The sequence below is a fragment of the Halomonas rhizosphaerae genome (genome assembly GCF_030010555.1).
Lineage (GTDB): Bacteria > Pseudomonadota > Gammaproteobacteria > Pseudomonadales > Halomonadaceae > Halomonas > Halomonas rhizosphaerae.
In genome coordinates this window covers 1-20996 of record NZ_JASCQP010000027.1, presented here as the reverse complement: position 1 = coordinate 20996, position 20996 = coordinate 1, and the positions used below count along the sequence as shown (strand labels likewise).

Sequence of the window (20996 nt, the reverse complement as noted above, 5' to 3'; positions counted from 1 at the left end):
TAGTTCAACCTGCGCCGGCCCCCTTCAGCCAGCGCAGGCCGCGCTGCCACCAGGCCAGGGCGCCGCCGGCGGCGCCAGGCAGGACGCGGCGGCGCGGCCGGTCGAGGAAGTCGGCGATGGGGCGGACCTGGCTCGTCCGGTCGAGCATCGGGGCGTGTCCGCAACCGGGTACCTCGAGGCTGACCAGGCCGGGCTGCGCCTTGGCCATGCGGGTCACGCTCTCGGCCTTGAGCAGGGGCGAGGACTCGCCGCGGACGACCATCAGCGGGCAGCGGATCGCCGCCCAGTCGGACCAGGTGTCACGGGGAGTGTCATGGACGAATTGCTCGCCGATGCGCGGATCGTAGTGGTAGGTCCAGCTGCCGTCCGGCAGCCGCCGCGCGCTGCCCAGGGCGAGGCGCCGCCAGGCGTCGTCGCCCTCGATACCGAAGCCCGTGTAGTGGCGCCGGAGCTCGGCCTCGAGCTCGCCGAAGCGACAGAAGCGGTGGGGCACGCCGAAGTACTTTGCCAGGCTCGCCAGGCCCTCGGGGTCGAGCTCCGGGCCCACGTCGTTGAGCACCAGCCGCTCGATGCGCGATGCCGTCTCGGGCTCGGCGGCCATCAGCATGCCGATCAGCCCGCCCATGGAGGTGCCCACCCAGGGGACCTGTGCGAGGTCGAAGTGGTCGAGCACCGCCACTGCTACCTTCATGTAGTGGGCGTAGAGATAGTCGTGGGCGGGGTAGAGCGACCAGCTCGACAGGCCGCGCCCGGGGGTGTCCGGGGCCAGGACCCGCCAGCCGGGGCCCAGCACCCGGGCGAAGTCCTCGAAGTCCCCGCCGTGGCGGGCCAGGCCGTGCCAGGCGATGACGGTACGCGGTGCCGCGGGGTGCCAGATGCGCACGGCGACCTCCAACTCCCGCACCCTGACGAGTTCCAGAGCGTCCATGGGCGTTCTCCCTCAGTGGGCTATGCTGCATGGCAGCATAGCGGAATTTTCCGGGACTTTCGGCAAGGATGCACATTTCCCGACGGCTCGGCAGTGGATTCACCACCGAAACATGCGACAATGTATGTAAAACTGTCCGTACAAATCGAGGATGACCCGATGACTCGTCACCGCACCCTTCGTCGTGCCCTGCTGCCGGCACTGATCGCGTCGGCCTTCGCCGCGCCCCTGCAGGCGGCCGACCTGTTGACCATCACCCGGGACGCCCTGGAGAACAATGCCGAGCTGGCCTCGGCCCGGTCACAGACCGGCAGCGTCGAGGCGGGGCGGGCCGTGGAACGGGCTGACTTACTTCCGCAGGTCAATACCTCGGCGGACGTATCTCATAACCGTCAGTATGAATCTCAGACACAGACAGGCGGTTTTCCGGCAGGAGGCACGGGAGGCGGTGACGACAACTACAACAGTGCCGGCCTGACGCTGGAGGCCACCCAGGCGCTCTTCGATGCCCGCAACGCCCGCGAGGTCGAGCAGGCCGAGCGCCAGATCGACCAGCAGACCTACCAGCTGGCCGCCACCGAGCAGCAGGTGCTGATCGACGTCTCCTCGGCCTACTTCGAGATCCTGCGGGCCTACGAGGTGCTGGAGGCGCGGCGCGCCCAGGAGCGGGCCATCGGCCGCCAGCTGGAGCAGGCCCGCGAGCAGTTCGAGGTGGGGCTGATCGCCATCACCGAGGTGGAGGAGGCCAAGGCGGCCTTCGACCAGGCGCGGGCGGTCCGCATCGCTGCCGAGAGCGACCTGCAGGTGCGCTTCGAGGTCCTGGAGCGACTGACCGGCCAGCGCTATTCCAGCATCGACGCGCTGGGGGAGGAAATGCCCATCCAGTCGCCCACCCCGGACGACCGCGGCCAATGGGTCGAGCTGGCCATGGAGAACAACCCCCTGGTCCTGGCCAGCGAGGCCGGCGTCGAGGTCTCGCGCAGTAGCGTCGAGATCGCCCGCGCCCAGCGCCTGCCGACGGTCGACGCCTTCGCCAACTACAACTATGCCGACGACGACCGGGACGGCGTGGAGGGACACAACTCCGCCAGCCAGGTCGGCCTGCGCGCCAGCCTGCCGCTCTTTACCGGCGGCCGTACCCAGGCGAGCATCCGCCAGAACACCTATCGGCTGGAGGCCAGCCAGTACGACTTCGAGGCCCAGCGCCGCGATACCGTCCAGCAGGTCCGGTCACGCTTCACCCAGGTCAGCAACGACGTCTCCACGGTGGAGGCCCGGGCCCAGGCGATCGTCTCCAACCAGAGCGCCCTGGACGCCACCCGCGCCGGGTACGAGGTGGGCACCCGCAACATCGTCGATGTGCTCAACGCCGAACAGAATTTCTTCAATGCCGTCGCCGACCATGCCAGCGCCCGCTACGACTACGTGATCAACCTGCTCAGCCTGCGCCAGCAGTCGGGGACCCTGGACGTGCCGGCCGTGGAGGAGGTCAACGCCTGGCTGGACGGCGGCAGCGTCTCCTTCACCCTGCCGGAAGAGCGCGATCCGACCGATGGGGCCATGGAGATCGGTGAGCCGCCCCGTCCCCGGGAATGATGCTTAGCGTCCTAATATTTACATCCATACACGCATGGATGTAAGATTCGTTCATCTCTGACGACGCCAACGGGAACGACCGACACCATGAAAAAGCTCTTCCGACACGGCCGGACGACCCTGCTCGTCCTGGCCGCGGGCCTGTTGCTGGCCGCCTGTGGCCAGGACGAGGCCCCCCCGCAGGCCGGCGGCGACCAGGAGCGGCCGCCACATCCGGTAGAAGTGACGGAGATCGCCCGTCAGGACATCCCCCTGGACAAGTCTTACCCCTCGCTGCTGCGCAGCGATAACGAGGTCACCCTGGTGGCCCGTGTCACCGGTTTCCTCGAACAGCGCCACTTCGAGCCCGGTCAGTTGGTGGAGCAGGGGCAGACGCTTTACAGCATCGAGCCGGACCTCTACCAGGCGGCGGTCAACCAGCGCGAGGCCGACCTGCAGAGTGCCCGCGCCGAGCTCGCCCGGGCCCAGCGCGATGCCGACCGCTTCGAGCGGCTGCTGAGCCAGAACTCGGTGAGCCGGCAGCAGTATGACCAGGCGCGGGCCGAGCTGGGCGTCGCCCAGGCCGGCGTCGCCCAGGCGGAGGCGGCACTCGCCAGTGCGCGGATCGACCTGGGGTATGCCGAGGTCACCGCGCCCGTGTCGGGGATGATCAGCCTCAGCCGGGTCAACGTCGGTAACCTGGTGAGCAGCGGCACCGAACTCGCCACCATCACGCCGCTCGATCCCCTGGAGGTCCGCCTGCAGCTGCCCCAGCGCGATGCCTTCGAGCTGCGCCGCCAGATGGGCGATCAGTCCGTCGAGGCGATCACCGCGATGCTGCGCATTCCCGGGGCAGACGGTGCCGAGGGCTCGACCCTCGAAGGCCACCTCGACTTCCTGGGCTCCCGGGTGGAGGAGGCCACCAGCACCGTCCAGGCCAGCGCCACCTTCGCCAATCCGGAAGGTCGCGTGCTGCCCGGCCAGTTCGTGCGGGTCAGCCTGGAGGGGCTGAAGCGCTATGACGTGCTGGCGGTGCCCGAGATCGCCATCGGCCAGGGGCTGATGGGGCCCCAGGTGTTCGTGCTCGACGAGGACGATGTGGCCCGGGCCCGCACCGTGGAGCTGGGCGAGGTGGCCGGTCCCTGGCAGATCATCCGCGGCGGCCTGGAGGTCGGCGAGCGGGTGGTGGTCGGCGACCCCTCCGGCATCGAACCGGGCACGGCCATCGACCCCCAGCCCTTCGATGGCGAGGCCGGCGAGATCGTCGAGGAGGTCGAGCAGGCCGAGGCCGAGGCCGAGCAGGAAGCCGCCGAGGAGATGCAGCAAGGTGCCGGCTCACCGCCTGCCGGTGAGCAGGAAGGCGAGGCGGACGAGGACGACGCCTCATGAGCTTCTCCAACTTCTTCATCAAGCGGCCGATCTTCGCCACGGTGCTGGCGATCATCCTGACGCTGATCGGGGTGATGAGCATGCGGGTGCTGCCGGTCGAGCAGTACCCCAGCGTGGTGCCGCCCACCGTCTCGGTGCAGGCCCAGTTCCCGGGCGCCGATGCCGAGACGGTGGCCCAGACGGTGGCTGCCCCGCTGGCCGAGGCGATCAATGGGGTCGAGGACATGCTCTACATGACCTCGACGAGTGCCGACAACGGCACCATGAGCCTCAACGTTGCCTTCAATATCGGCACCGAGGGCGACATCAACACCATCAACGTCAACAACCGCGTGCAGGGGGCGCTGTCGCAGCTGCCCGAGGCGGTCCAGGCCCAGGGCGTGCAGGTGGAGCTGCGTTCCAGCTCGATCCTGATGCTGGTGGCGCTGATCTCGCCGGAGGGCGACTACGATCGCACCTTCATGCAGAACTATGCCACCCTCAACATCCTCGACGAGCTGCGCCAGGTGCCCGGTGTCGGCAATGCCGAGGTGCTGGGTGGTGGCGAGTTCGCCATGCGCATCTGGATGGACCCGGACAAGCTGGCCCAGTACGACCTGACCCCCACCGAGGTGGCCGCCGCCATCCGTGCGCAGAACACCGAGGTGCCGGCGGGCAGCCTGGCGGCCACGCCCCAGAGCGAGCCGCGGGCCTTCAGCTACACCATCACCGCGGGCGGACGGCTCAGCGACGTCGATGACTTCCGCGAGATCTTCCTGCGCACCAATCCGGATGGCTCGTCGCTGCGCCTGCAGGACGTGGCGCGCATCGAGCTCGGTGCCTCCTTCTACGGCGTGGATGCCCGCCTGAACGGCGCCGCCATGTCGCCGATCATCATCAACCAGCAGCCCGGGGCCAACGCCCTGGAGACGGCCGAGGCGGTCAAGGCGACCATGGCCGAGCTGGAGGGGCGTTTCCCGCCCGGGCTCGAACAGGTAGTGCCCTATGACACCACCCTGTTCATCGATGCCTCCGTCAGCACCGTGACCAAGGTGTTCATCGAGGCCTTCCTGATCGTCGGCGTGATCCTGTTCATCTTCCTGCAGAACTGGCGCTTCACGGTGATCGCCATGTCGGTGGTGCCGGTCTCGGTGCTGGCGACCTTCGCCGGCTTCTTCGCCTTCGGCTTCTCCATCAACCTGCTGACGCTGTTCGCCCTGGTGCTCTCCATCGGCATCGTGGTCGACGACGCCATCCTGGTGGTGGAAAACGTCGAACGGGTGCTCAGCGAGGACGAGGAGATCACCGTCACCCAGGCGACTATCCGCGCCATGAAGGAGGTGGGCGGCCCGGTCATCGCCACCTCGCTGATCATGGCCGCGGTGTTCGTGCCGGTGGCCTTCCTGGGTGGCTTCACCGGCCAGATCTACCAGCAGTTCGCGCTGACCGTGGCGATCTCGGTGGCCTTCTCGGCGCTGATGGCGCTGACCTTCACTCCGGCGCTGTCGGCGATCTTCATCAAGCACAAGCCGGTAAACGGCAACGAAACGACGTTTCGGCGAGCCATCAATACGCCCCTGCGCCTCTTCGATCGCCTCTTCGCCGCCATCACCGCCGTCTACATGTGGGTGGTCAAGGTGCTGGTGCGCTTCTGGGGCCTGGCGCTGCTGCTCACCGCGCTGGTGATCGGCGGTTCCTGGTGGCTCTACCAGAACACCCCCTCGACCCTGGTACCGGAGACCGACCAGGGGATCGTGCTGGCCAGCGTGCAGCTGCCGGACTCCGCCTCCCTGGCGCGCACCCAGGACTACATGGGCGAGCTGAGCTCGCGCATCGAGGAGATTTCCGGGGTCAGCTACGTGGCGGCGGTCGCCGGCTACGACATCCTCTCCAGTGCCGTGAACACCGCGCGGGGCGTGATGTTCATCAACATGGAACCCTGGGCGGAGCGCGAGCTCACCGCCGAGGGGCTGGTGGGGCAGGTGATGCAGCTGGGGGCCCAGGTGCCGGGCGGCTCGGCCATGGCCTTCAACATGCCGCCGATCATGGGGCTCTCCACCACCGGCGGCTTCACCGGCTACCTGCAGTCCTTCGAGGGCGCGAACCCCCAGGAGCTCTTCCAGGCCTCGGTACAGGTGATGCAGGCGGCGGGGGAACACCCGGCACTGCAGCGGGTGTTCACCACCTTCAACGTCAACGTGCCGGGCTACCGGGCCGAGATCGACCAGCAGAAGGCGCTCAGCTACGGCGTGGCGCTTCAGGACCTCAATGCCACCCTGTCGAACACCTTCGGCAACGGCTTCGTCAACTACTTCAGCTACCAGAACCGCAACTTCCAGGTCTACCTGCAGAACGAGGACGAGTTCCGCAGGACCCCGGACGACATCAACAACGTCTACGTGCGCGGCGGCAACGGCGAGCGGATCCCGCTCTCGGAGTTCGTGACCCTTGAGCGCCAGGCCAAGCCGGCGGTGGTGTCGCGCTTCGGGGTCTACCTGGGTGCCCAGTTCCAGGGCGGCCCGGCACCGGGCTACAGCTCCGGCGAGGCGGTCGCCGCCATGGAGGAGATCGTCCAGGAGACCCTGGGCGACGACTGGGGCATGGGCTGGACCGGCACCGCCTACCAGGAGACCCAGATGGGCAGCACCGCCACCCTGGCCATCGTCTTCGGCCTGCTGATGGTGTTCCTGATCCTGGCGGCTCAGTACGAGAGCTGGTCGCTGCCGCTGGCGGTGCTCACCGCGACCCCGTTCGCCTTCCTCGGCGGCATCGGCGGCATCGTGCTGCGCGGGCTCGACACCAGCGTCTACGTGGAGATCGGCATGCTGGTGGTGGTGGGGCTGGCGGCCAAGAACGCCATCCTGATCGTCGAGTTCGCCGAGCTGCAGCGCAAGGAGCAGGGCCAGTCGATCCGCGAAGCGGCCATCACCGCGGCACGGCTGCGTTTCCGGCCCATCGTGATGACCTCGCTGGCGTTCATCTTCGGTACCCTGCCTCTGGCGCTGGCCACCGGGGCGAGCGATACCAGCAGCCACCACATCGGCACCACGGTGGCGGTGGGCATGGCCACGGTGGCGGTGCTGGGCAGCTTCTTCGTGCCGAGCTTCTACGCCATGATCGCGGCGGTCTCCGACTGGCTGCGGCGCAGGGTACTCGGTGGTGGCACCGAGCATCGCCGTGCGGCCGGCACCGACCAGCCCTGAGGCCCGGGTGCCAGCGCCAGGCGCTGGCACCCGATCACCCCTACGCAGGAAAAGGGGCGCTCCGATCGGGGGCGCCCCTTTTCCTGTCAAGGGCCGGCCGGGGATGCTTGCGGGCCCGTCCATGACCCACATCAGGGATAGGCTGCCCTCTCCGTTGCCCGGATGGTCTACGCTGAGGCAAGAGACTCATTCGTTGGCTAAGTATTGCCGGGAGGTGCCCCATGGAAACCGTACGCCAGATTGCCCTGAGCTTCCCGGTGGTGGTGTTCAGCGTGCTGCTTGCCCTCGTCGCCCTCTACTGGCTGCTGGTGGCGCTGCGCCTGGCGCCGGTGGAGTGCTTCGAGCACGACAGCCTCAAGGGCGACCACCTGGCCAGTACCCTGGTGGCGCTGGGCTTCGCCGGGGTGCCGGCTTCCTTCGCGCTGACGGTGCTGCTGGTGCTGGCGGGGGCCATCACCCTGGGGGTGGAACTCGCCGTGCTGCGCTGGCTGCCGCTGGGGCTGTTCCGCATCCCGGTCGGGGTGGCGGTGCTGTGGGGGGCCTTCGCGCTCGCCTCGCCGCTGGCGGGGGGGCTATGCCATGCCCTGCATCGTTGGTTCCATCGCCATGCCCCGCAGCAGCGGCGCTGCCTGCTCGGCGAGAAGGTCGAGGTGAAGGCAGAAGCCGATGCCGATGGCTGGGCCACGGCGGCGCTGGTCGACGATCCGGAATGGCAGGTGCGCCTGCACGGCAAGCCCGGCAACCTGCCGCATCTCGGTGAACGCCGCGTGCTGGTCAAGTACGTGGCCGGGGAGGACGCCTATCGGAGCGTGCCGGTGGCCGAGTACCGCGAGGCGCGAGCCCATCTCAGTCGGTTGCGCCTGCGCCAGGGACGCGGCGGCCAGGGGGGGAGCGGCGCCGCGGCCTCATCCTGAAGCCGGGGCGCGCATCAGTTCCAGTTGGGCGTCCAGCAGCACCGTGCCGCGTTCGAGGATCGAGAAGCGTTCGTGGTTGCGCAGCCAGTCGTGGAAGAGCCCGCCGAGCATCGCCTGCAGCAGTTCGCCGGCCACCCCGGGGTCGAGCCCCGGGCGCAAGTGGCCCAGGTGAGCCGCACAGCCGCAATAGTCGATCAGCGCCCCGCACGCCTCCTCGGCCATCTCGTTCTGCATGGCCAGCGGGTCGATGTCACCGAAGACCTCGCAGTGATGGATGAGAATGGCATGCACGCGCCGGTAGCGTGGCTGCTCGAGGCGCTCGAAGCCCTTCAGGCAGGCCAGGCGGATCGCCTCGAGGGGACGCTCGGCGAGGCTCGGGTCGCCGATCTCTTCCACCAGTTCCTGGAAGGGCATGCGCACGCGCTGCAGCATGGCCTGGAAGAGGTCGGCCTTGTTGCGGAAGTGCCAGTAGATGGCGCCGCGCGTCATGTCGGCGTGACGGGCGATCTGTTCCAGGGAGGTGCGGGCCACGCCCTTCTCGAGAAAGACCTCCTCGGCGGCGTCCAGCAGGGCCTCCCGGGTAGCGGCGGCCTCGGCCTTGGTGCGTCTTGCCATGGAAGCGGGCTCTCCAGCGTTCTGGTGATGGTCGTATTCTACCCGAGTCGCCTCGCCATTTACATACACCATTGTATGGATAATGACCCGCCGGTCACGCCACCCGGGCTCGTCTTCGATGCGTCAGTGGCGTATAAGGAAGCCACGAAAAACACCGTTCTGTGACGCAAGGAGCGCCCATGGCTCGTGCCCCCTTCGAACTCGCCGGTACCCGCGTGGTGGCAGGCTCGAGGACCCAGATCGACGTGCCGGTGGCGCGCCTCTACACCCATGCCCCGCTCTACATTCCCGTCGAGGTGGTGCACGGCCGTCAGTCCGGGCCGGTGCTGCTGGTCTGCGGCGGGATCCACGGCGACGAGATCAATGGCGTGGAGATCGTGCGCCGCCTGCTGCGCTCGAAGCAGCTCCAGAGCCTGCGCGGCACCCTGATTGCCGTGCCGATCGTCAACGTCTTCGGCTTCGTGCAGCACAGCCGCTACCTGCCGGACCGCCGCGACCTCAACCGCTGCTTCCCGGGCAGCGAGTCGGGCTCGCTGGGTGGGCGAGTGGCGGCGCTGTTCCGCGAGCAGATCGTCGACCACGCCACCCACATCATCGATCTGCATACCGGCGCCATCCACCGCACCAACCTGCCGCAGATCCGCGCCCAGCTGACGTCCGGGGGCGAGACCGAGCGCATGGCCAATGCCTTCGGGGCGCCGGTGATCCTCAACGCCGAGCTGCGCGAGGGCAGCCTGCGCCACTACGCCCAGAACCGCGGCATCCCGGTGCTCACCTACGAGGCCGGCGAGGCGCTGCGCTTCGACCAGTGGGCGATCACCCCGGGGGTGCGGGGCGTGCTGCGGGTGATGCGTCGGCTGGGGATGTTGACCGGCGAGCATCGCCGTCGCCCGGTGCCGGCCGCGGAGGTGGCCAACGGCTCGAGCTGGGCGCGGGCGCCCATCGATGGCATCCTGCGCCCCCAGGTGCGGCTCGGGGCCCGGGTGGCGAAGGGCGAACTGCTGGGGCGGGTGGCGGATCCCTTCGGCAACGCCGAGGGCGAGGTGCGCTCGGTGGCCGACGGCATCGTGATCGGCATGAGCCGACTGCCGCTGGCCAACGAGGGCGAGGCGCTGTTCCATATCGCCCGCTTCGACGCCATCGAGGAGGCCGAGAGCGCCATCGAGGACTTCCACTCCAGCCTGGAGCCGCCGCCCGACGCGCTCTACTGAGCCGCGCCCCAGACGCGGACGGCGCCGATGTCTCGACGCCGTCCGCGCTTCGGGAGGCGCCGGCCTCAGGCCACGGCGGCGGCCTCGCGCTCGGGGACCAGGCCCAGGGCGTCGTCGAGGACCTGCAGGCCCGCGCCCTCGCGGTGGGCGTGCTCGGAGAGGTGCCGGCGGAACTTGCGCCCGCCCGGCTGGCCCTGGAAGAGCCCCAGCAGGTGGCGGGTGACGTGGTTGAGCTTTGCGCCCTCCGCCAGGCGGCGGGCGATATAGGGGCGCAGCGCGCGCGCGGCCGCATGGCGGCTCTCTGCCGGGCCCGACACGCCGTATAGCGCCTCGTCGACGCCGGCCAGCAGCCAGGGGTTCTGGTAGGCCTCGCGGCCGACCATCACGCTGTCCAGGCGCTCGAGCTGTTCCCGGCAGGCGTCGAGACTCTTCAGGCCGCCGTTGATGCCGATATGCAGCTCGGGATGGCTCGCCTTGAGCCGATGGACGCGACCGTAGTTGAGCGGCGGGATATCGCGGTTTTCCTTGGGGGAGAGCCCCTCGAGCCACGCCTTGCGCGCATGCACGATGAAGGTGTCGCAGCCGGCCTCGGCCACGGTGGCGATGAAGCGCTCGAGGTCGGCATCCTCGTCCTGGTCGTCGATGCCGATGCGACACTTGACCGTGACCGGGATCGAGACCGCCTCGCGCATGGCGCGCACGGCGCCGGCCACCTTCTCGGGGTGGCCCATCAGGCAGGCGCCGATCAGGTTGTTCTGCACCCGGTCGCTCGGGCAGCCGACGTTGAGGTTGACCTCGTCATAGCCCCATGCCTCGGCGATGGCCGCGCACTCGGCGAGTTCACCGGCGTCGCTGCCGCCCAGCTGCAGGGCGAGTGGATGTTCGACGTCGTCATGGCCCAGGAATCGGCTGCGCGGGCTGCCGTGCAGAATGGCGCCGGTGGTCACCATCTCGGTATAGAGCAGGGCGCGGCGGGTCAGGGTCCGGGCGAACGCGCGGTAGTCGCGGGTCGTCCAGTCCATCATAGGCGCGACGGAGAAAGTCCTGTCCAGCGCGGGTCGCGCGGTGCCAGTATCCATGCGGGTTGTGGCTGTTGCCTTATCTGTCATAACTGTACATATTTACAGTGGTTGAGCCCTGTTTTTCGCCATGCGTTGGTACATTTTTGGCACACGGGGCCGTGGCAATTTGGTACATCGGGAGGTTCACGTGGCGACGATCAGGAAGCGTCGGCGAAAGGACGGCAGTTTCTCATACCTGGCCCAGATCCGCATCGCCCGCCGTGGGCAACCAGACCACTCAGAGTCGCGGACGTTCCCCAGGAAGGCGATGGCAGAGGAGTGGGCCAAGCGCCGCGAGCTCGAGCTCAGCAGCCCCGGGGGCATTCTCTCGGCGAAGTGGCGCGACGTGACCTTGGACGATGCCATCGAGCGCTACCTACATGAGTTCGCCCAGGATGCAGGCCGTTCCAAGCGGGCGACGATCGAGCAGCTGCAGCGCTTCCCGATCGCCAGGGTGAAGGTCACAGAGCTGACCAGCGAGCAGGTCATCGAACACGCGGTAATGCGCCGGAACAGCGGGATCAAGCCCTCGACCATCAACCAGGACATCACTTGGCTCGGTATCATCCTCAAGACCGCGGTGGCCGCCTGGAAGATGCCGGTGGACCTGGGCGAGTTCGAATCGGCCAAGCTGCTGATGCGCAGCAAGGGGCTGCTCTCGAGGCCGGGATCACGAAGCCGGCGACCCTCCGATCACGAGATCGAGCAGATCCGTGCGTATTTCCAGCGTTCGCAGCGGATCCGGCCGAGCGCGATCATTCCCATGGAAGACATCATGGACTTCGCCATCGCCTCCTCGAGGCGCCAGGAGGAGATCACCCGGCTGCTGTGGTCGGACCTGGACGAGAAGGCGATGACCTGCTGGGTGCGTGACGCAAAGCACCCCCGGCAGAAGTGGGGCAACCACAAGCGATTCAAGCTCAGCCACGAAGCCATGGCCATCATCCGCCGGCAGCCGCGTGCCCAGGGTGAAGAGCGGATCTTTCCCTACCATGGCAAGTCGATTGGTACCCGCTGGCGGGCCGCTTGTGCCGCCTGCGGGATCGAAGATCTACGCTTCCACGACCTGCGACATGAAGCGACATCCCGCCTCTTCGAGGCGGGATACGAGATCGTGGAGGTGCAGCAGTTCACGCTTCATGAGAGTTGGGATGTGCTGAAACGCTATACACATCTGAGGCCAGAAAATTTGAGGCTGAAGTGAATGTCTGGTTACCTTATTTGGCACATATTTCCAGCGTTGCAATTGGCTCATTTGAAAAGATGATAGCCGATAGGCCGACTAGAGAGAATACTGCCAACCAAGTCACTATGTAAAAATTAATGCCGTCCTTGTAATTTCTTTTGTTTATATCGAAGAAAAGGCTGGAGAGCATGGGGAAGTAGGTTAGGATGCCGAATAGAATAATCAATGTCGAGATGATTAGAGGTGCAGTTTTTAAAAGAGGATGATATGTGAGCCCAAACTCGTCCATGTATAAGAAAAATGAAAGTGCTATTATCCCCCCTAGGAATGAGGAGGTTAATTCGGACGCCTTTAAGTGAAAAAAACGTGCCGCTTTGTTGTTGCCAGAAGTGAATATAAAAAGCAGTTGAATTATGCATGCGCCGGTGGTGGTAAACAATATTAAATCAGGGGAGAATAGCGCTTCTATAGATGAGCATGGAATGACGTTCTTTGGTGTCCTGTTTATAATCATTCCTATAGTGGCAACAGAAGCTCCAAAAGCAAGGCCTCCTCCAACACTCATGAGAGCCTTTTTATTTTCTTCCTTAACATCACTGAACCAAGCATCGAACATTATGTACCCTCGCGAGGAAAATTCGCGAGGGTACATAATTTTTCACTGATTAACCAGGGTCCACATCTCATGTGCCTCGGCCCGCCGCTCGTCCAGGTACTTGGCGAGGTCCACGGCGCTGACCAGCCAGGGCGCTTTCTGCGAGTCGCCGGCGCGGTAGGCCGGTACCGGCAGGGCCTGGGCGCCGGCGCGCACGCTGGCGGTGCGCGGGCTGATGCCGAAGTAGCGCGGGGCGACTTCCTCGAGCGGCAGCTCGGCGCGGCCGTCGAACTCAGCGAGCAGTCCGAAGTAGGTGTTCATGCCGGGACTCCTTGTCGGGTCTTCCAGTGGGTGAAGCGCTGCTTGATGGTGCGAAGCATGGCCGCGGCGGTGGGGTTGTGGTCGAGCTCCGCGCGGCTCTGGATCTGACAGGCAGCGCAGAGCCAGTCGCGGGCGTCCTGCGCGTTGTGCGTGCCGTCCGGCAGTTGGGCCTCGGTGAGGCCCTGCTTGTGGCGCCGCCGGCGGTCCAGGTAGAGCCGGAAGGCCGGATCCTGACAGAGCATGGCGGCCTGCCGGGCCAGCCGGCCGCCTTTCGGTGGTGGCTGAGTCATCGGTGGGCATCCTCCTGCAGCAGCTCTTCGAACACACTGGCCAGCCGGCAGCTGGGGAAGGCGATCTCGATGGTCTGATCGCTGACGCGGCGGGCCTTGCCCTGAGCGAGCGCCTGCTGGCAGCGCTGCACCTGGGCCGCATGGTGGATGCGCTCGCCTGCACCGGCGTCACGAAGGAAGGCCCGGGCCAGCTCCACGTTGGGTGTTGCCAGGCACAGGGCCCCGAGGGCCCTGATGATGGCGTAGTCGCGTGGGTCGATGGCGTTGGCAGCGGTCATTTCAGTGGCCCCTTCTCCAGTACCTTGAGCGCCTTGCGGGCGGCGGTGGCGAACACCTTGCGGTGGCTGAGCTTCTCGGCCTGCAGCACTTCCAGGCGCAGGATCGCGCCGCTGGCCACCTCGAGTGTGTAGTCGGCGCCGTGCTCGGTGTGCATCAGCTCCATGCTGATGCGGGCATCGTCGGCGCTGGTGTGGATCAGGCTGGTGATCCGGTGGCGGGTGACGGGGTGCATGGCTCGCTCCTTCTGGTGGTGGTCAGCGGCGATGCCGGGCGTGCTGTTCGCGCATGCCCTGGCACTCGATGCAGGTAGTGGCCCAGGGCGCGGCATCGCGCCGGGCTGCGGGGATCTCGTCGCCACACTCCTCGCACTCGGTGGCGTGCACCGGTGCGGTGGCCTGCAGGCGGCTGGCGAGGGCGCCCTCGAGGCGCCGCTCCATCAGCTCGGTGGCGATATCGGCGTTGTCAGCCATGGGTGGCGCCCTCCTGGTTGGCCTGTTGTTTTTCCAAGCGCACGCGGTTGGCGGCATGGACGCGCTGGCGTACCGCCTCGCGCTCCTCGTCGCCCAACAGGTCATGCAGACTGAGACTTTCGGGCACCTGGCGGGCGTCGATGTCGAGCAATCCATCGTCGTTATCGAACCGAATGCGCATGAGGACGTCGCCGTGCTGGATCGGTAAGGCCATCAGCTCCTCGACCTGTTCGCGGGGGAGCGCCTCGAGGACATGGCGCGCCGCGGTCTTCGCTACGGCGAGCTCTCGTTCGGCACGCTCCAGCGATTCGCGATGGATCTCGAGCATCGAGAGTTTGCTGCTGACGTTCTGCAGAGCGTCGTAGAGTTCCTGGTTCTGGATGGTCATGACAGGCTCCTTGCGGGTTGCGGTGCTTGCTGGACACGCCGGCTGCTGGGGTGCGGCAGGCGGGCGAGGTCGATGCCGAGCTTTCGGGCGATGTGGTCGAGTCCGGCGTCGGTGAATTCGGTGCGGCCGTAGTGGGTCCAGCCGCAGATGGGGTGCCAGTAGGTGCCGGTGGCCACGATCATCAGGCTCACCCGGCCGCGGTATGGGCCGGCGGGCAGGTTGTCCGGCCCGAGCACGCCGGCGTCGCGTAGGCGGCGCGCCAGGGTGTTGCGGCCCAGGTTGAGCAGCGGCGCGGCTTGGTCGAGGGTGTAGGTGGGGTGATGCATGGCGGCCTCCTGTCTCTACTGGCTCGACTGCTGGAACACCCAGCACTTCACGCTCGCGCCGTTCAGGCGGATGCGAGAGCGCACGGTGCGGTTGGCTTCGAGGAACTTCCGGGACTTGCTGGCCTTGAGGTAGCGCTTGAGCTCGCGGATCTCGGGCACGCGCAGCTTGTGCTCGGCACAGGCGCGCTCGAAGTCCTTGAGGTTGATGGCCACCTCGTTGCTGCCGTAGCCGTAGTGATTGAGCACCGGCTCGTCGCGGAGGCCCTCCAGGTACTCGAAGGCCTCCCAGAACTCCTGCACGAGGGTGTGATCGGCGTTGATCGCCTGCTGGCGGTCCTTGGCCATCTGCCACACGTGGCCGCAGGCCATATCGATGGTCTGGGCGTTGAACAGGCCCAGCCCTTCGGGGCCCAGGCAATTCACCAGGGCCATCAACTGGCCGTGGCACTTGGCGATGCGTAGCACCTTGATGTCTGGGTCTTCCGCCAGGCGGTTGGCGTAGGGCTTGGCGCGCGCCTTGATCAGCTCGAGCAGCGGTGCCTCGCGTTGGGCGACCTCCAGGGCAAACTGGCTGACGTTCTCGAGCTCTGTCTTCTCCAGCGCTTCGGCCAGTTCCTTGGTCTGGTGGGTTTGCCCCTCGCGGGTGAAGTGCAGGTGGCAGATGCGGGTCTGGATGGCCTCGCCGGCCTGCACCGGCGCGTTCTGGCTGATGACGATGCTGCCGCGGAAGGGCGGCTCGTAGGTGTCGTTGCCGCTGTTCTTCACGCCCCGGGCGCGGATCGAGCGGCCGTTGAAGGCGGTCTTGAGCTCGTCCCAGTCGAACTGCTTCTGCTTGGCGCCGCCTTCCTGCTCGCGGTCGGACTCGATCAACACCACCGGCAGGTTGCTCACCTGGGCGAAGTTGCGCGAGCGCGCCGGCATGGTGGCCTTGGATGGGTCGAAGCCCTCGTAGTCGCGGCGGCCCACCAGCTTCCACAGGAACTCGATGAGCGTGGACTTGCCGGCACCGGCCTCACCGACGATCTCCAGGAAGGGGAAGCTGCCCATCTCGGCGCGGAGCTGCTCGGCGAGCAGGCTGCCCAGCCAGAACGCCAGGGCCACTAGGCCCTTGGTGCCGAAGGCGCCCAGCAGCTGGGTCGTCCATCCGGTTTGATAGGCCTTGCGGTCCGGATTGAGGTGCAGGGTGACCGACTGGCTCAGGGTCTTGAGGTGCTTGCGCGGGCCGAGCTCGAAGTAGTCCTCGGCATTGATGCGCACCAGCTTGCCGCCGGCCACGGCCAGTTCGCCGAACACATAGGCGCCGTGCTCCTTGCTGTAGCCGATGAAGTCGATGGTCTCGACCGTCTTGATGTTGCCGATCTGGTCCTGCAGCAGGGTATCCAGCTGCTGGCTGGTGCCCGTCCACACCGCGCCCGGGGCCACGCCGAGCAAGCGCTTCTTGTACTCGCTGGCACTGGCCAGCTGGCCGCCGCTGAAGGTGTTCTTTACCGGCGCGCGGCCATCGGGGAACTCGACCCGGTAGTAATACCAGCTCTCGTCGGTGACCAGGTTGGCCTGGTAGTAGAGCGCCGTTGGGAAGCAGGTGCAGATGCGCTTCACGCTGCCGGCCTGCTCCAGGGCCGCATCGCGGATGGCCGGGTTGAGGCTCTGCTGGTCGCCGCCATCCTCGCCCTCGGCTCGCACGGCGCGGTCGAAGGCGTCCATGTCGAGCTTCCACCACCACACCTGGCGCTTGTACTCGAACCAGAACTCGCGGCGCTCGGTGCGCTTGAAGATGATCAGCGCCTTGGCCATGGCGCTGGGGGCCAGCAGTAGATCGCCGTGGTAGCGGTAGCGCTCCAGGTGGTTATCCGTGAGCTCGCCGCGCTGGTGGGCATCGTTCCAGTCGAACCTGCCACCGCCAGGGATCTGCGCGGCCTGGCACTCCCAGCCTTCGGCGCGGGCGCGTTCCACCCACTTGCGGGTGGCCTTCTGGCCGGCGGTGTTGCTGTCCAGCGCCCACACCAGGGTGGGGCGGCAGGTACCGGCCTGGTGGGCGGCGTCTGCCAGGGCCTGGAGCGCCTCGGCGGGGTAGTTGCTGCAGCTCATCGCCGAGGCCGCGGCGATGCCATGGTGGTAGAGCGCGATGGCATCGAAGATGCCCTCCACGATCCACACTTCGTCCTCGTTGGCGAGATCTACCGGGGTGAACACCGGCGGACACCACCACTGACCCTTGTAGCGCCCCACGAAATTGGCTTTCTGCTTGCCGAAGCGCTCGGGGTTGTCGAGCAGGCGCTCCCAGTAGGCGCCGCCGGGCAGCGGGAAGCGCACGGTGGCTGTGCCGCCCACGTTCTGCCGCCAGTAGCTCTCCTGGGTGTACCAGCCCTGGATGCGCTCGAGCGAGAAGCCTCGGCCGTCGCGCAGGTAGCCATCGGCCACCGGGGTGGTGCTGGTCGGCTTCTCGTGCGGGGCTTGATCAGCGCGCGGGGCGTAGCGCTCCGACCAGCTGGCGAAGAACTCCGGGAACAACTCCTTCATGTGGATCTGACTGCCGCAGTTGTTCTCGCGGCCGCACTTCAGCATCCACGGCGCCTCGGTGGCGATGTACGCCTCGCGCTTGCCGCAGTCGGGGCACTGCACCTTTTGCAGGTACGGGCCCCGCTCTTCGGCGCGGTAGTCGCGTTGCAAACGCGCGAGGATGTCCTGGCGCAGCGATGGATTCACGCTGTGCCTCCTTTATCCGAGGTGAAGGGGGAGGGGGTTACTGCTCGATGACGACCGGGCGGCGGCGGTCGCGATCCACGACGATGGCGCGTTGCTCTCGGCGCGCCTGCTGCAGCACGTTCAGCAGATCGTTCACCGTGAAGACCACCGGCCGGCCGTCTTCCGTGCGCAGGAGCACCATGTGTGAGGTGCTGGCATCGACATCGATGCGCGCCTGCTGGTTGGTGCTCTCGATCTCGGCATAGGCCTGGAGCGCGGCCAGCTCGGCGGCCTCTTCGGTCATGTCGTGGTGGTGCGCCAGGTGCTCGATACAATCGCGCAGGGCGTTCTCCCGGTTCTCCCAGCGGGTGCGGAAGAGCTGGGCGCTGGCGATGTTGTGGGCATCCAGGTGCGGCGAGCGAAGCGGGGTCACGTTGGTCATGGTCTCGGTCTCCTTCAGCATTCGTTGAGCTGCTCGAGCAGCACCTGGCGCGAGGCCCGGTCGACGGGAATGCGCACGTCGGTGGCGGGGGCTCGGCTGGGTGAGGTGGTGGTGGCGAACTCGACCAGCAGCTTGCCGCTCCAGCCGCAGGCCGGGCTGGTGCACTGGGCGTAGACCTCGTAGAACACCGGCGAGGGGCGCTTGCTGGTTCGGGTGATGGCACGTTGCGCGCAATGCAGGCAAAGAATTCTCACCGGGGATCTCCTTTCACTTCGTAGAGCGCGCGGCCGCGGCCGGTGAGGCCCTGGGCGCCGCGCCGGATGCGGCGACGCAACAGCCATTCGGCGGCCTGCTCGCGGGACTCCAGCCCCTGCTGATGGCGAACGGCATCGAGCACTGCCCGGGCTTGCTGGTCGAGTTCCACGGGTTGTTCCGGCATAGGGACCTCTAATGCACGGTGGATGTGGTGGTGTGCTCAGCCGGTGTGAGCCGCGAGAGTGTCGGTAAGGGATGCGGGATCGATGCCGAGCACGTCGCGGGCTTCCTTCATCAGCATCTGGCGCATCACTTCGGCCTTGGGCACGCCCAGGTAATTGGCCAGCGCGGTGATCACGTCCGACTCGTACTGATCGAGGTAGACGGTGGCCTTATTGGAGCGGATGCGTTTCGGGTCCTGGTACATGGCGAGGTTCCTTATGCAGCAGGTCAGGACAGACGGCCGATCAAGCCCGGCCGGCTCTTTCGGTTTCGGCTTCGTAGTGCTCGATGCCGAGCAGGATGAGCATTCGGGTGGTGGCGGAGAGCGAGCGCATCTCCAGCTGGGCGATGCCCTCGAGCTTGGTGCGCTCGGTATCGGTGACCTGGGTCATCACCGGGCGGTTACAGCCGCGCGGGGCGCGGGCCGCAACGGCGGCTTGCATGGTCTCGGCGGTGTCCATGGGTTAGGCTTCCTTAATGTTGTCTAAGACTGCGATTCGATGATGGTTCACGTATGTGGACCTGTCAAGCGGGATGGTGCAAATTTGAGAACCACAGGTGAGCGACTCAAGGCGGAGCGTGAGCGTTTGGGCTTGAGCCAGACGGCGTTAGCCCAGGTCGGTGGGGTCGGCAAAACGACTCAGATTAACTACGAAAAAGATGCTCGGAGTCCTGATGCCTCTTACCTATCTGCGTTGGATGGGGCGGGAGTTGATGTGCAGTACGTCCTCACAGGTCGACGCTCAAGCCATGACCATGGTTCACAAACGTTGACACCCCTCAGCGCTTCGGGTGCCGATATGTCCGAAGTGAAGATGTACGACATAGAGGCCGCTGCCGGTGATGGTCGCTCCCTGGAACAGGAAGAGGTCGAATCCACGCTCTACTTCCCCACCGAGCAGCTGGCCGCCCAGGGGCTGGACCCGGCCCAGGTGGTGGGTATCAAGGTGCGCGGCGATTCCATGGACGGCACTCTCGCCGATGGCGATTGGGTGCTGGTGGACCGCAGCCGGCGCGAGCCGAAACCGGAGGGGGTGTTTCTGCTGTTGGTACACGGCGAGCGGCGCATCAAGCGCGTGCAGCGGGTGGCAGGGGGCGCCTGGCTGCTGATCAGCGACAACGAGCATTATCAGCCCGAGATGATCAAGCCCGAGGAGATGCGGGACGTGGAGATCCTGGGGCGGTGTGAGATTCGGATTGGGCGGGTTTCGTGATTTACTATAGTGTAATTATTTTCGGAATTTTAGTATATGCAAGGGGATGATATGGAAGAGCATCGTTTTTCTGTTAGTACTGTCACCCAAGGGAATCACAAGTTTTATACTTGCACTATACCCTCTGATATTCTTGCGCGCTGCTGTTTTGTGTCGAATAGATTTGATGATCCTGTAGAGGGTTTTCAAAGGGTTTGATCTTACCCAGCATTGGTGGACACCGGTCTAAGCGATCATTTGGGCCTCAAAGGCCTCTGGACTGATCATCCCGATTGCACTGTGTCGGCGTTGCCGGTTGTAGTCCAACTCAATGTATTCGAATACCTGCCGACGCATCGCCTCACGGGTCACGAACCGCTCGCCGTGGATGGCTTCGACCTTGAGGCTGTGAAAGAAGCTCTCAGCGCAGGCATTGTCGTAACAGTTGCCCTTGGCGCTCATGCTGCACTTGAGACCGTGACGCATCAGCAGCGACTGGTACAGCGTCGAGCAGTACTGGCTCCCGCGGTCTGAATGGACAATTACGCCTTTGGGCATCTTCCGGCTCCACAGGGCCATTTTCAGGGCATCGCTGACCAGGTCAGCCGTCATGCGTTCGCTCATCGCCCAGCCGATCACCTTGCGTGAGTACAGATCAATCAGCACCGCCAGATAGAGCCAGCCTTCACCCGTTGCCAGGTAGGTGATGTCGCCGACCCATTTCTGATTCGGTGCCGTAGCGGTGAAGTCCTGCTCCATCAGGTTCGGTGCGACTGGCAGGCCATGCCGTGAATTCGTGGTGGCCTTGAACTTGCGAGCGGCTTTCGCCCGCAGGTTTTGCCGACGGAGGCTGGCGGCCACAGTATTACGGCAGATGGGTACGCCAGCATCGTTCAGGTCGCGGGTCAGCCTGGGGGCGCCTGAGCGCCCCTTGCCCTGTTCGAAGGCCTGAGCCACGCGCTGATCCGTGATCGTTTGTCGGCGGCGGCGGGAAGACGGTTCACCACCACGCTGTCGCCAGGCGTAGTAGCCGCTGCGGGCGACACCGAGAAACGCGCACATCCGATGAACGCTGAAGGCCTGACGGTGCTGCTCGATGAAGGCGTACTTCACTTCAGGCTCTTCGCGAAGTACACCGCGGCTTTTTTTGCGATTTCAAGCTCTTCCGACTTCTCAGCCAGCTGACGCTTGAGCCGCGCATTCTCGTCAGCCAAGGCCTGCTCGCGAGCCGAGACGGTTTGCTGCTGCTGGGCCTTGGCTCGCCATTGATAGAGCTGGCTGGACTGAAGCCCCAGCTCGCGAGCGGCGGCACTGGTGCCAACACGATCAGCGAGTGCCAGGGCCTCGTCCTTGTAGGCCTGGGAGTAACGGGTACGGGTCTTCTTCATCGCCGCTGCTTGCCTTGCCATGGGGTCACCTCGTTCAGTGTACTGCCTTAACGGGGTGTCCACTGTTGCTGGGCAAGATCA

25 protein-coding genes and 1 pseudogene are annotated in these 20996 nt (G+C 66.0%); 8 read left to right on the top strand and 18 right to left on the bottom strand.

Going from position 1 to position 20996, the window contains the following annotated elements; all coding sequences use genetic code 11:
* Window positions 1–4: 4 nt before the first annotated feature.
* Window positions 5–928 carry an alpha/beta fold hydrolase gene (locus tag QLQ83_RS10870; RefSeq protein ID WP_282735545.1) on the bottom strand — a complete coding sequence of 308 codons (924 nt, stop codon included), beginning with the start codon at window positions 926–928 and terminating at the stop codon, window positions 5–7.
* 159 nt (window positions 929–1087) lie between these two features.
* Between QLQ83_RS10870 and QLQ83_RS10865 the strand changes: the two genes are divergently transcribed.
* From QLQ83_RS10865 to QLQ83_RS10850, 4 genes are all read left to right on the top strand, one after another.
* Window positions 1088–2524 (top strand): TolC family outer membrane protein, encoded by a 1437-nt coding sequence (locus tag QLQ83_RS10865; protein WP_282735544.1) that lies wholly within the window; start codon window positions 1088–1090, stop codon window positions 2522–2524.
* A gap of 87 nt (window positions 2525–2611) precedes the next feature.
* Window positions 2612–3892, top strand: coding sequence for an efflux RND transporter periplasmic adaptor subunit (locus tag QLQ83_RS10860; protein ID WP_282735543.1), 1281 nt, complete (start codon window positions 2612–2614; stop codon window positions 3890–3892).
* Entirely contained in the window at window positions 3889–7074 is a 3186-nt protein-coding gene (locus tag QLQ83_RS10855) for an efflux RND transporter permease subunit (RefSeq protein ID WP_282735542.1), read from the top strand. The genes QLQ83_RS10860 and QLQ83_RS10855 overlap by 4 nt, the downstream gene beginning before the upstream one ends.
* A gap of 221 nt (window positions 7075–7295) precedes the next feature.
* Window positions 7296–7988: a hypothetical protein gene (locus QLQ83_RS10850; protein WP_282735541.1), complete on the top strand. Its 693-nt coding sequence runs from the start codon at window positions 7296–7298 to the stop codon at window positions 7986–7988.
* On the opposite strand, the gene QLQ83_RS10845 is transcribed toward QLQ83_RS10850, so the two are convergent.
* Window positions 7980–8603, bottom strand: coding sequence for a TetR family transcriptional regulator (locus QLQ83_RS10845; RefSeq protein ID WP_282735540.1), 624 nt, complete (start codon window positions 8601–8603; stop codon window positions 7980–7982). The genes QLQ83_RS10850 and QLQ83_RS10845 overlap by 9 nt on opposite strands.
* Before the next feature lie 179 nt (window positions 8604–8782).
* On the opposite strand from QLQ83_RS10845, the gene QLQ83_RS10840 reads away from it, so the two are divergent.
* Window positions 8783–9814: a succinylglutamate desuccinylase/aspartoacylase family protein gene (locus QLQ83_RS10840; RefSeq protein WP_282735539.1), complete on the top strand. Its 1032-nt coding sequence runs from the start codon at window positions 8783–8785 to the stop codon at window positions 9812–9814.
* Window positions 9815–9879: 65 nt separating this feature from the next.
* On the opposite strand, the gene dusA is transcribed toward QLQ83_RS10840, so the two are convergent.
* Window positions 9880–10923, bottom strand: coding sequence for a tRNA dihydrouridine(20/20a) synthase DusA (dusA, locus tag QLQ83_RS10835; protein ID WP_282735538.1), 1044 nt, complete (start codon window positions 10921–10923; stop codon window positions 9880–9882).
* Between the two features lie 220 nt (window positions 10924–11143).
* Between dusA and QLQ83_RS10830 the strand changes: the two genes are divergently transcribed.
* Window positions 11144–12079, top strand: a complete 936-nt coding sequence (locus tag QLQ83_RS10830; protein ID WP_282735537.1) for a tyrosine-type recombinase/integrase — start codon at window positions 11144–11146, stop codon at window positions 12077–12079.
* 13 nt (window positions 12080–12092) lie between these two features.
* Here the strand turns inward: QLQ83_RS10830 and QLQ83_RS10825 are convergent, their stop codons facing one another.
* The 14 genes from QLQ83_RS10825 to QLQ83_RS10760 are packed head-to-tail and all read right to left on the bottom strand — an operon-like array spanning window position 12093 to window position 18795.
* Entirely contained in the window at window positions 12093–12677 is a 585-nt protein-coding gene (locus QLQ83_RS10825) for a hypothetical protein (RefSeq protein WP_282735536.1), read from the bottom strand.
* Window positions 12678–12719: 42 nt separating this feature from the next.
* The gene (locus QLQ83_RS10820) at window positions 12720–12977 is read right to left on the bottom strand and encodes a pyocin activator PrtN family protein (RefSeq protein ID WP_282735535.1); all 258 of its coding nucleotides are present in this window, start codon (window positions 12975–12977) and stop codon (window positions 12720–12722) included.
* Window positions 12974–13267, bottom strand: a complete 294-nt coding sequence (locus QLQ83_RS10815; protein WP_282735534.1) for a hypothetical protein — start codon at window positions 13265–13267, stop codon at window positions 12974–12976. Before QLQ83_RS10815 ends, QLQ83_RS10820 begins: the two co-directional genes overlap by 4 nt.
* A complete protein-coding gene (locus QLQ83_RS10810) occupies window positions 13264–13545 on the bottom strand; it encodes a hypothetical protein (RefSeq protein WP_282735533.1) in 282 nt (93 codons plus the stop codon). The genes QLQ83_RS10815 and QLQ83_RS10810 overlap by 4 nt, the downstream gene beginning before the upstream one ends.
* Window positions 13542–13778 (bottom strand): hypothetical protein, encoded by a 237-nt coding sequence (locus QLQ83_RS10805; RefSeq protein ID WP_089851528.1) that lies wholly within the window; start codon window positions 13776–13778, stop codon window positions 13542–13544. The genes QLQ83_RS10810 and QLQ83_RS10805 overlap by 4 nt, the downstream gene beginning before the upstream one ends.
* A 22-nt stretch (window positions 13779–13800) precedes the next feature.
* Window positions 13801–14016, bottom strand: a complete 216-nt coding sequence (locus tag QLQ83_RS10800; protein WP_282735532.1) for a TraR/DksA C4-type zinc finger protein — start codon at window positions 14014–14016, stop codon at window positions 13801–13803.
* Complete coding sequence (locus QLQ83_RS10795; RefSeq protein WP_282735531.1) at window positions 14009–14404, bottom strand: hypothetical protein; 396 nt, start codon at window positions 14402–14404, stop codon at window positions 14009–14011. Before QLQ83_RS10795 ends, QLQ83_RS10800 begins: the two co-directional genes overlap by 8 nt.
* On the bottom strand, window positions 14401–14730 hold the full coding sequence (locus QLQ83_RS10790; RefSeq protein WP_282735530.1) for a hypothetical protein: 330 nt from the start codon (window positions 14728–14730) through the stop codon (window positions 14401–14403). Before QLQ83_RS10790 ends, QLQ83_RS10795 begins: the two co-directional genes overlap by 4 nt.
* A gap of 15 nt (window positions 14731–14745) precedes the next feature.
* Complete coding sequence (locus tag QLQ83_RS10785) at window positions 14746–17436, bottom strand: toprim domain-containing protein (protein WP_282735529.1); 2691 nt, start codon at window positions 17434–17436, stop codon at window positions 14746–14748.
* Window positions 17437–17473: 37 nt separating this feature from the next.
* Window positions 17474–17857, bottom strand: coding sequence for a hypothetical protein (locus tag QLQ83_RS10780; RefSeq protein ID WP_282735528.1), 384 nt, complete (start codon window positions 17855–17857; stop codon window positions 17474–17476).
* 14 nt (window positions 17858–17871) lie between these two features.
* Complete coding sequence (locus QLQ83_RS10775) at window positions 17872–18111, bottom strand: ogr/Delta-like zinc finger family protein (protein WP_282735527.1); 240 nt, start codon at window positions 18109–18111, stop codon at window positions 17872–17874.
* Window positions 18108–18296, bottom strand: a complete 189-nt coding sequence (locus QLQ83_RS10770; protein WP_089851542.1) for a hypothetical protein — start codon at window positions 18294–18296, stop codon at window positions 18108–18110. Before QLQ83_RS10770 ends, QLQ83_RS10775 begins: the two co-directional genes overlap by 4 nt.
* A gap of 36 nt (window positions 18297–18332) precedes the next feature.
* Window positions 18333–18539: a hypothetical protein gene (locus tag QLQ83_RS10765; RefSeq protein ID WP_089851545.1), complete on the bottom strand. Its 207-nt coding sequence runs from the start codon at window positions 18537–18539 to the stop codon at window positions 18333–18335.
* A 40-nt stretch (window positions 18540–18579) separates the two neighbouring features.
* Complete coding sequence (locus tag QLQ83_RS10760; protein WP_089851546.1) at window positions 18580–18795, bottom strand: hypothetical protein; 216 nt, start codon at window positions 18793–18795, stop codon at window positions 18580–18582.
* 39 nt (window positions 18796–18834) lie between these two features.
* Here QLQ83_RS10760 and QLQ83_RS19535 point away from each other — a divergent pair.
* Together QLQ83_RS19535 and QLQ83_RS10755 are read left to right on the top strand one after the other, a co-directional pair.
* Window positions 18835–19020, top strand: a pseudogene (locus tag QLQ83_RS19535) (helix-turn-helix domain-containing protein); the annotation flags it as partial.
* A 114-nt stretch (window positions 19021–19134) separates the two neighbouring features.
* Complete coding sequence (locus QLQ83_RS10755) at window positions 19135–19548, top strand: S24 family peptidase (RefSeq protein WP_282735526.1); 414 nt, start codon at window positions 19135–19137, stop codon at window positions 19546–19548.
* Window positions 19549–19773: 225 nt separating this feature from the next.
* On the opposite strand, the gene QLQ83_RS10750 is transcribed toward QLQ83_RS10755, so the two are convergent.
* Window positions 19774–20936 (bottom strand): IS3 family transposase gene (locus tag QLQ83_RS10750; protein ID WP_282734270.1). Its coding sequence is split into 2 segments (ribosomal slippage): window positions 19774–20678 and window positions 20678–20936, totalling 1164 coding nucleotides; the frame shifts between segments, so codons are not numbered across the junction.
* Between the last annotated feature and the right edge of the window lie 60 nt (window positions 20937–20996).

Coding starts and splice junctions, on each gene's coding strand:
- QLQ83_RS10870 (WP_282735545.1), bottom strand. CDS start 928: ATGGACGCTCTGGAACTCGTCAGGGTGCGGGAGTTGGAGGTCGCCGTG.
- QLQ83_RS10865 (WP_282735544.1), top strand. CDS start 1,088: ATGACTCGTCACCGCACCCTTCGTCGTGCCCTGCTGCCGGCACTGATC.
- QLQ83_RS10860 (WP_282735543.1), top strand. CDS start 2,612: ATGAAAAAGCTCTTCCGACACGGCCGGACGACCCTGCTCGTCCTGGCC.
- QLQ83_RS10855 (WP_282735542.1), top strand. CDS start 3,889: ATGAGCTTCTCCAACTTCTTCATCAAGCGGCCGATCTTCGCCACGGTG.
- QLQ83_RS10850 (WP_282735541.1), top strand. CDS start 7,296: ATGGAAACCGTACGCCAGATTGCCCTGAGCTTCCCGGTGGTGGTGTTC.
- QLQ83_RS10845 (WP_282735540.1), bottom strand. CDS start 8,603: ATGGCAAGACGCACCAAGGCCGAGGCCGCCGCTACCCGGGAGGCCCTG.
- QLQ83_RS10840 (WP_282735539.1), top strand. CDS start 8,783: ATGGCTCGTGCCCCCTTCGAACTCGCCGGTACCCGCGTGGTGGCAGGC.
- dusA (WP_282735538.1), bottom strand. CDS start 10,923: ATGACAGATAAGGCAACAGCCACAACCCGCATGGATACTGGCACCGCG.
- QLQ83_RS10830 (WP_282735537.1), top strand. CDS start 11,144: ATGGCAGAGGAGTGGGCCAAGCGCCGCGAGCTCGAGCTCAGCAGCCCC.
- QLQ83_RS10825 (WP_282735536.1), bottom strand. CDS start 12,677: ATGTTCGATGCTTGGTTCAGTGATGTTAAGGAAGAAAATAAAAAGGCT.
- QLQ83_RS10820 (WP_282735535.1), bottom strand. CDS start 12,977: ATGAACACCTACTTCGGACTGCTCGCTGAGTTCGACGGCCGCGCCGAG.
- QLQ83_RS10815 (WP_282735534.1), bottom strand. CDS start 13,267: ATGACTCAGCCACCACCGAAAGGCGGCCGGCTGGCCCGGCAGGCCGCC.
- QLQ83_RS10810 (WP_282735533.1), bottom strand. CDS start 13,545: ATGACCGCTGCCAACGCCATCGACCCACGCGACTACGCCATCATCAGG.
- QLQ83_RS10805 (WP_089851528.1), bottom strand. CDS start 13,778: ATGCACCCCGTCACCCGCCACCGGATCACCAGCCTGATCCACACCAGC.
- QLQ83_RS10800 (WP_282735532.1), bottom strand. CDS start 14,016: ATGGCTGACAACGCCGATATCGCCACCGAGCTGATGGAGCGGCGCCTC.
- QLQ83_RS10795 (WP_282735531.1), bottom strand. CDS start 14,404: ATGACCATCCAGAACCAGGAACTCTACGACGCTCTGCAGAACGTCAGC.
- QLQ83_RS10790 (WP_282735530.1), bottom strand. CDS start 14,730: ATGCATCACCCCACCTACACCCTCGACCAAGCCGCGCCGCTGCTCAAC.
- QLQ83_RS10780 (WP_282735528.1), bottom strand. CDS start 17,857: ATGACCAACGTGACCCCGCTTCGCTCGCCGCACCTGGATGCCCACAAC.
- QLQ83_RS10770 (WP_089851542.1), bottom strand. CDS start 18,296: ATGCCGGAACAACCCGTGGAACTCGACCAGCAAGCCCGGGCAGTGCTC.
- QLQ83_RS10765 (WP_089851545.1), bottom strand. CDS start 18,539: ATGTACCAGGACCCGAAACGCATCCGCTCCAATAAGGCCACCGTCTAC.
- QLQ83_RS10760 (WP_089851546.1), bottom strand. CDS start 18,795: ATGGACACCGCCGAGACCATGCAAGCCGCCGTTGCGGCCCGCGCCCCG.
- QLQ83_RS10755 (WP_282735526.1), top strand. CDS start 19,135: ATGTCCGAAGTGAAGATGTACGACATAGAGGCCGCTGCCGGTGATGGT.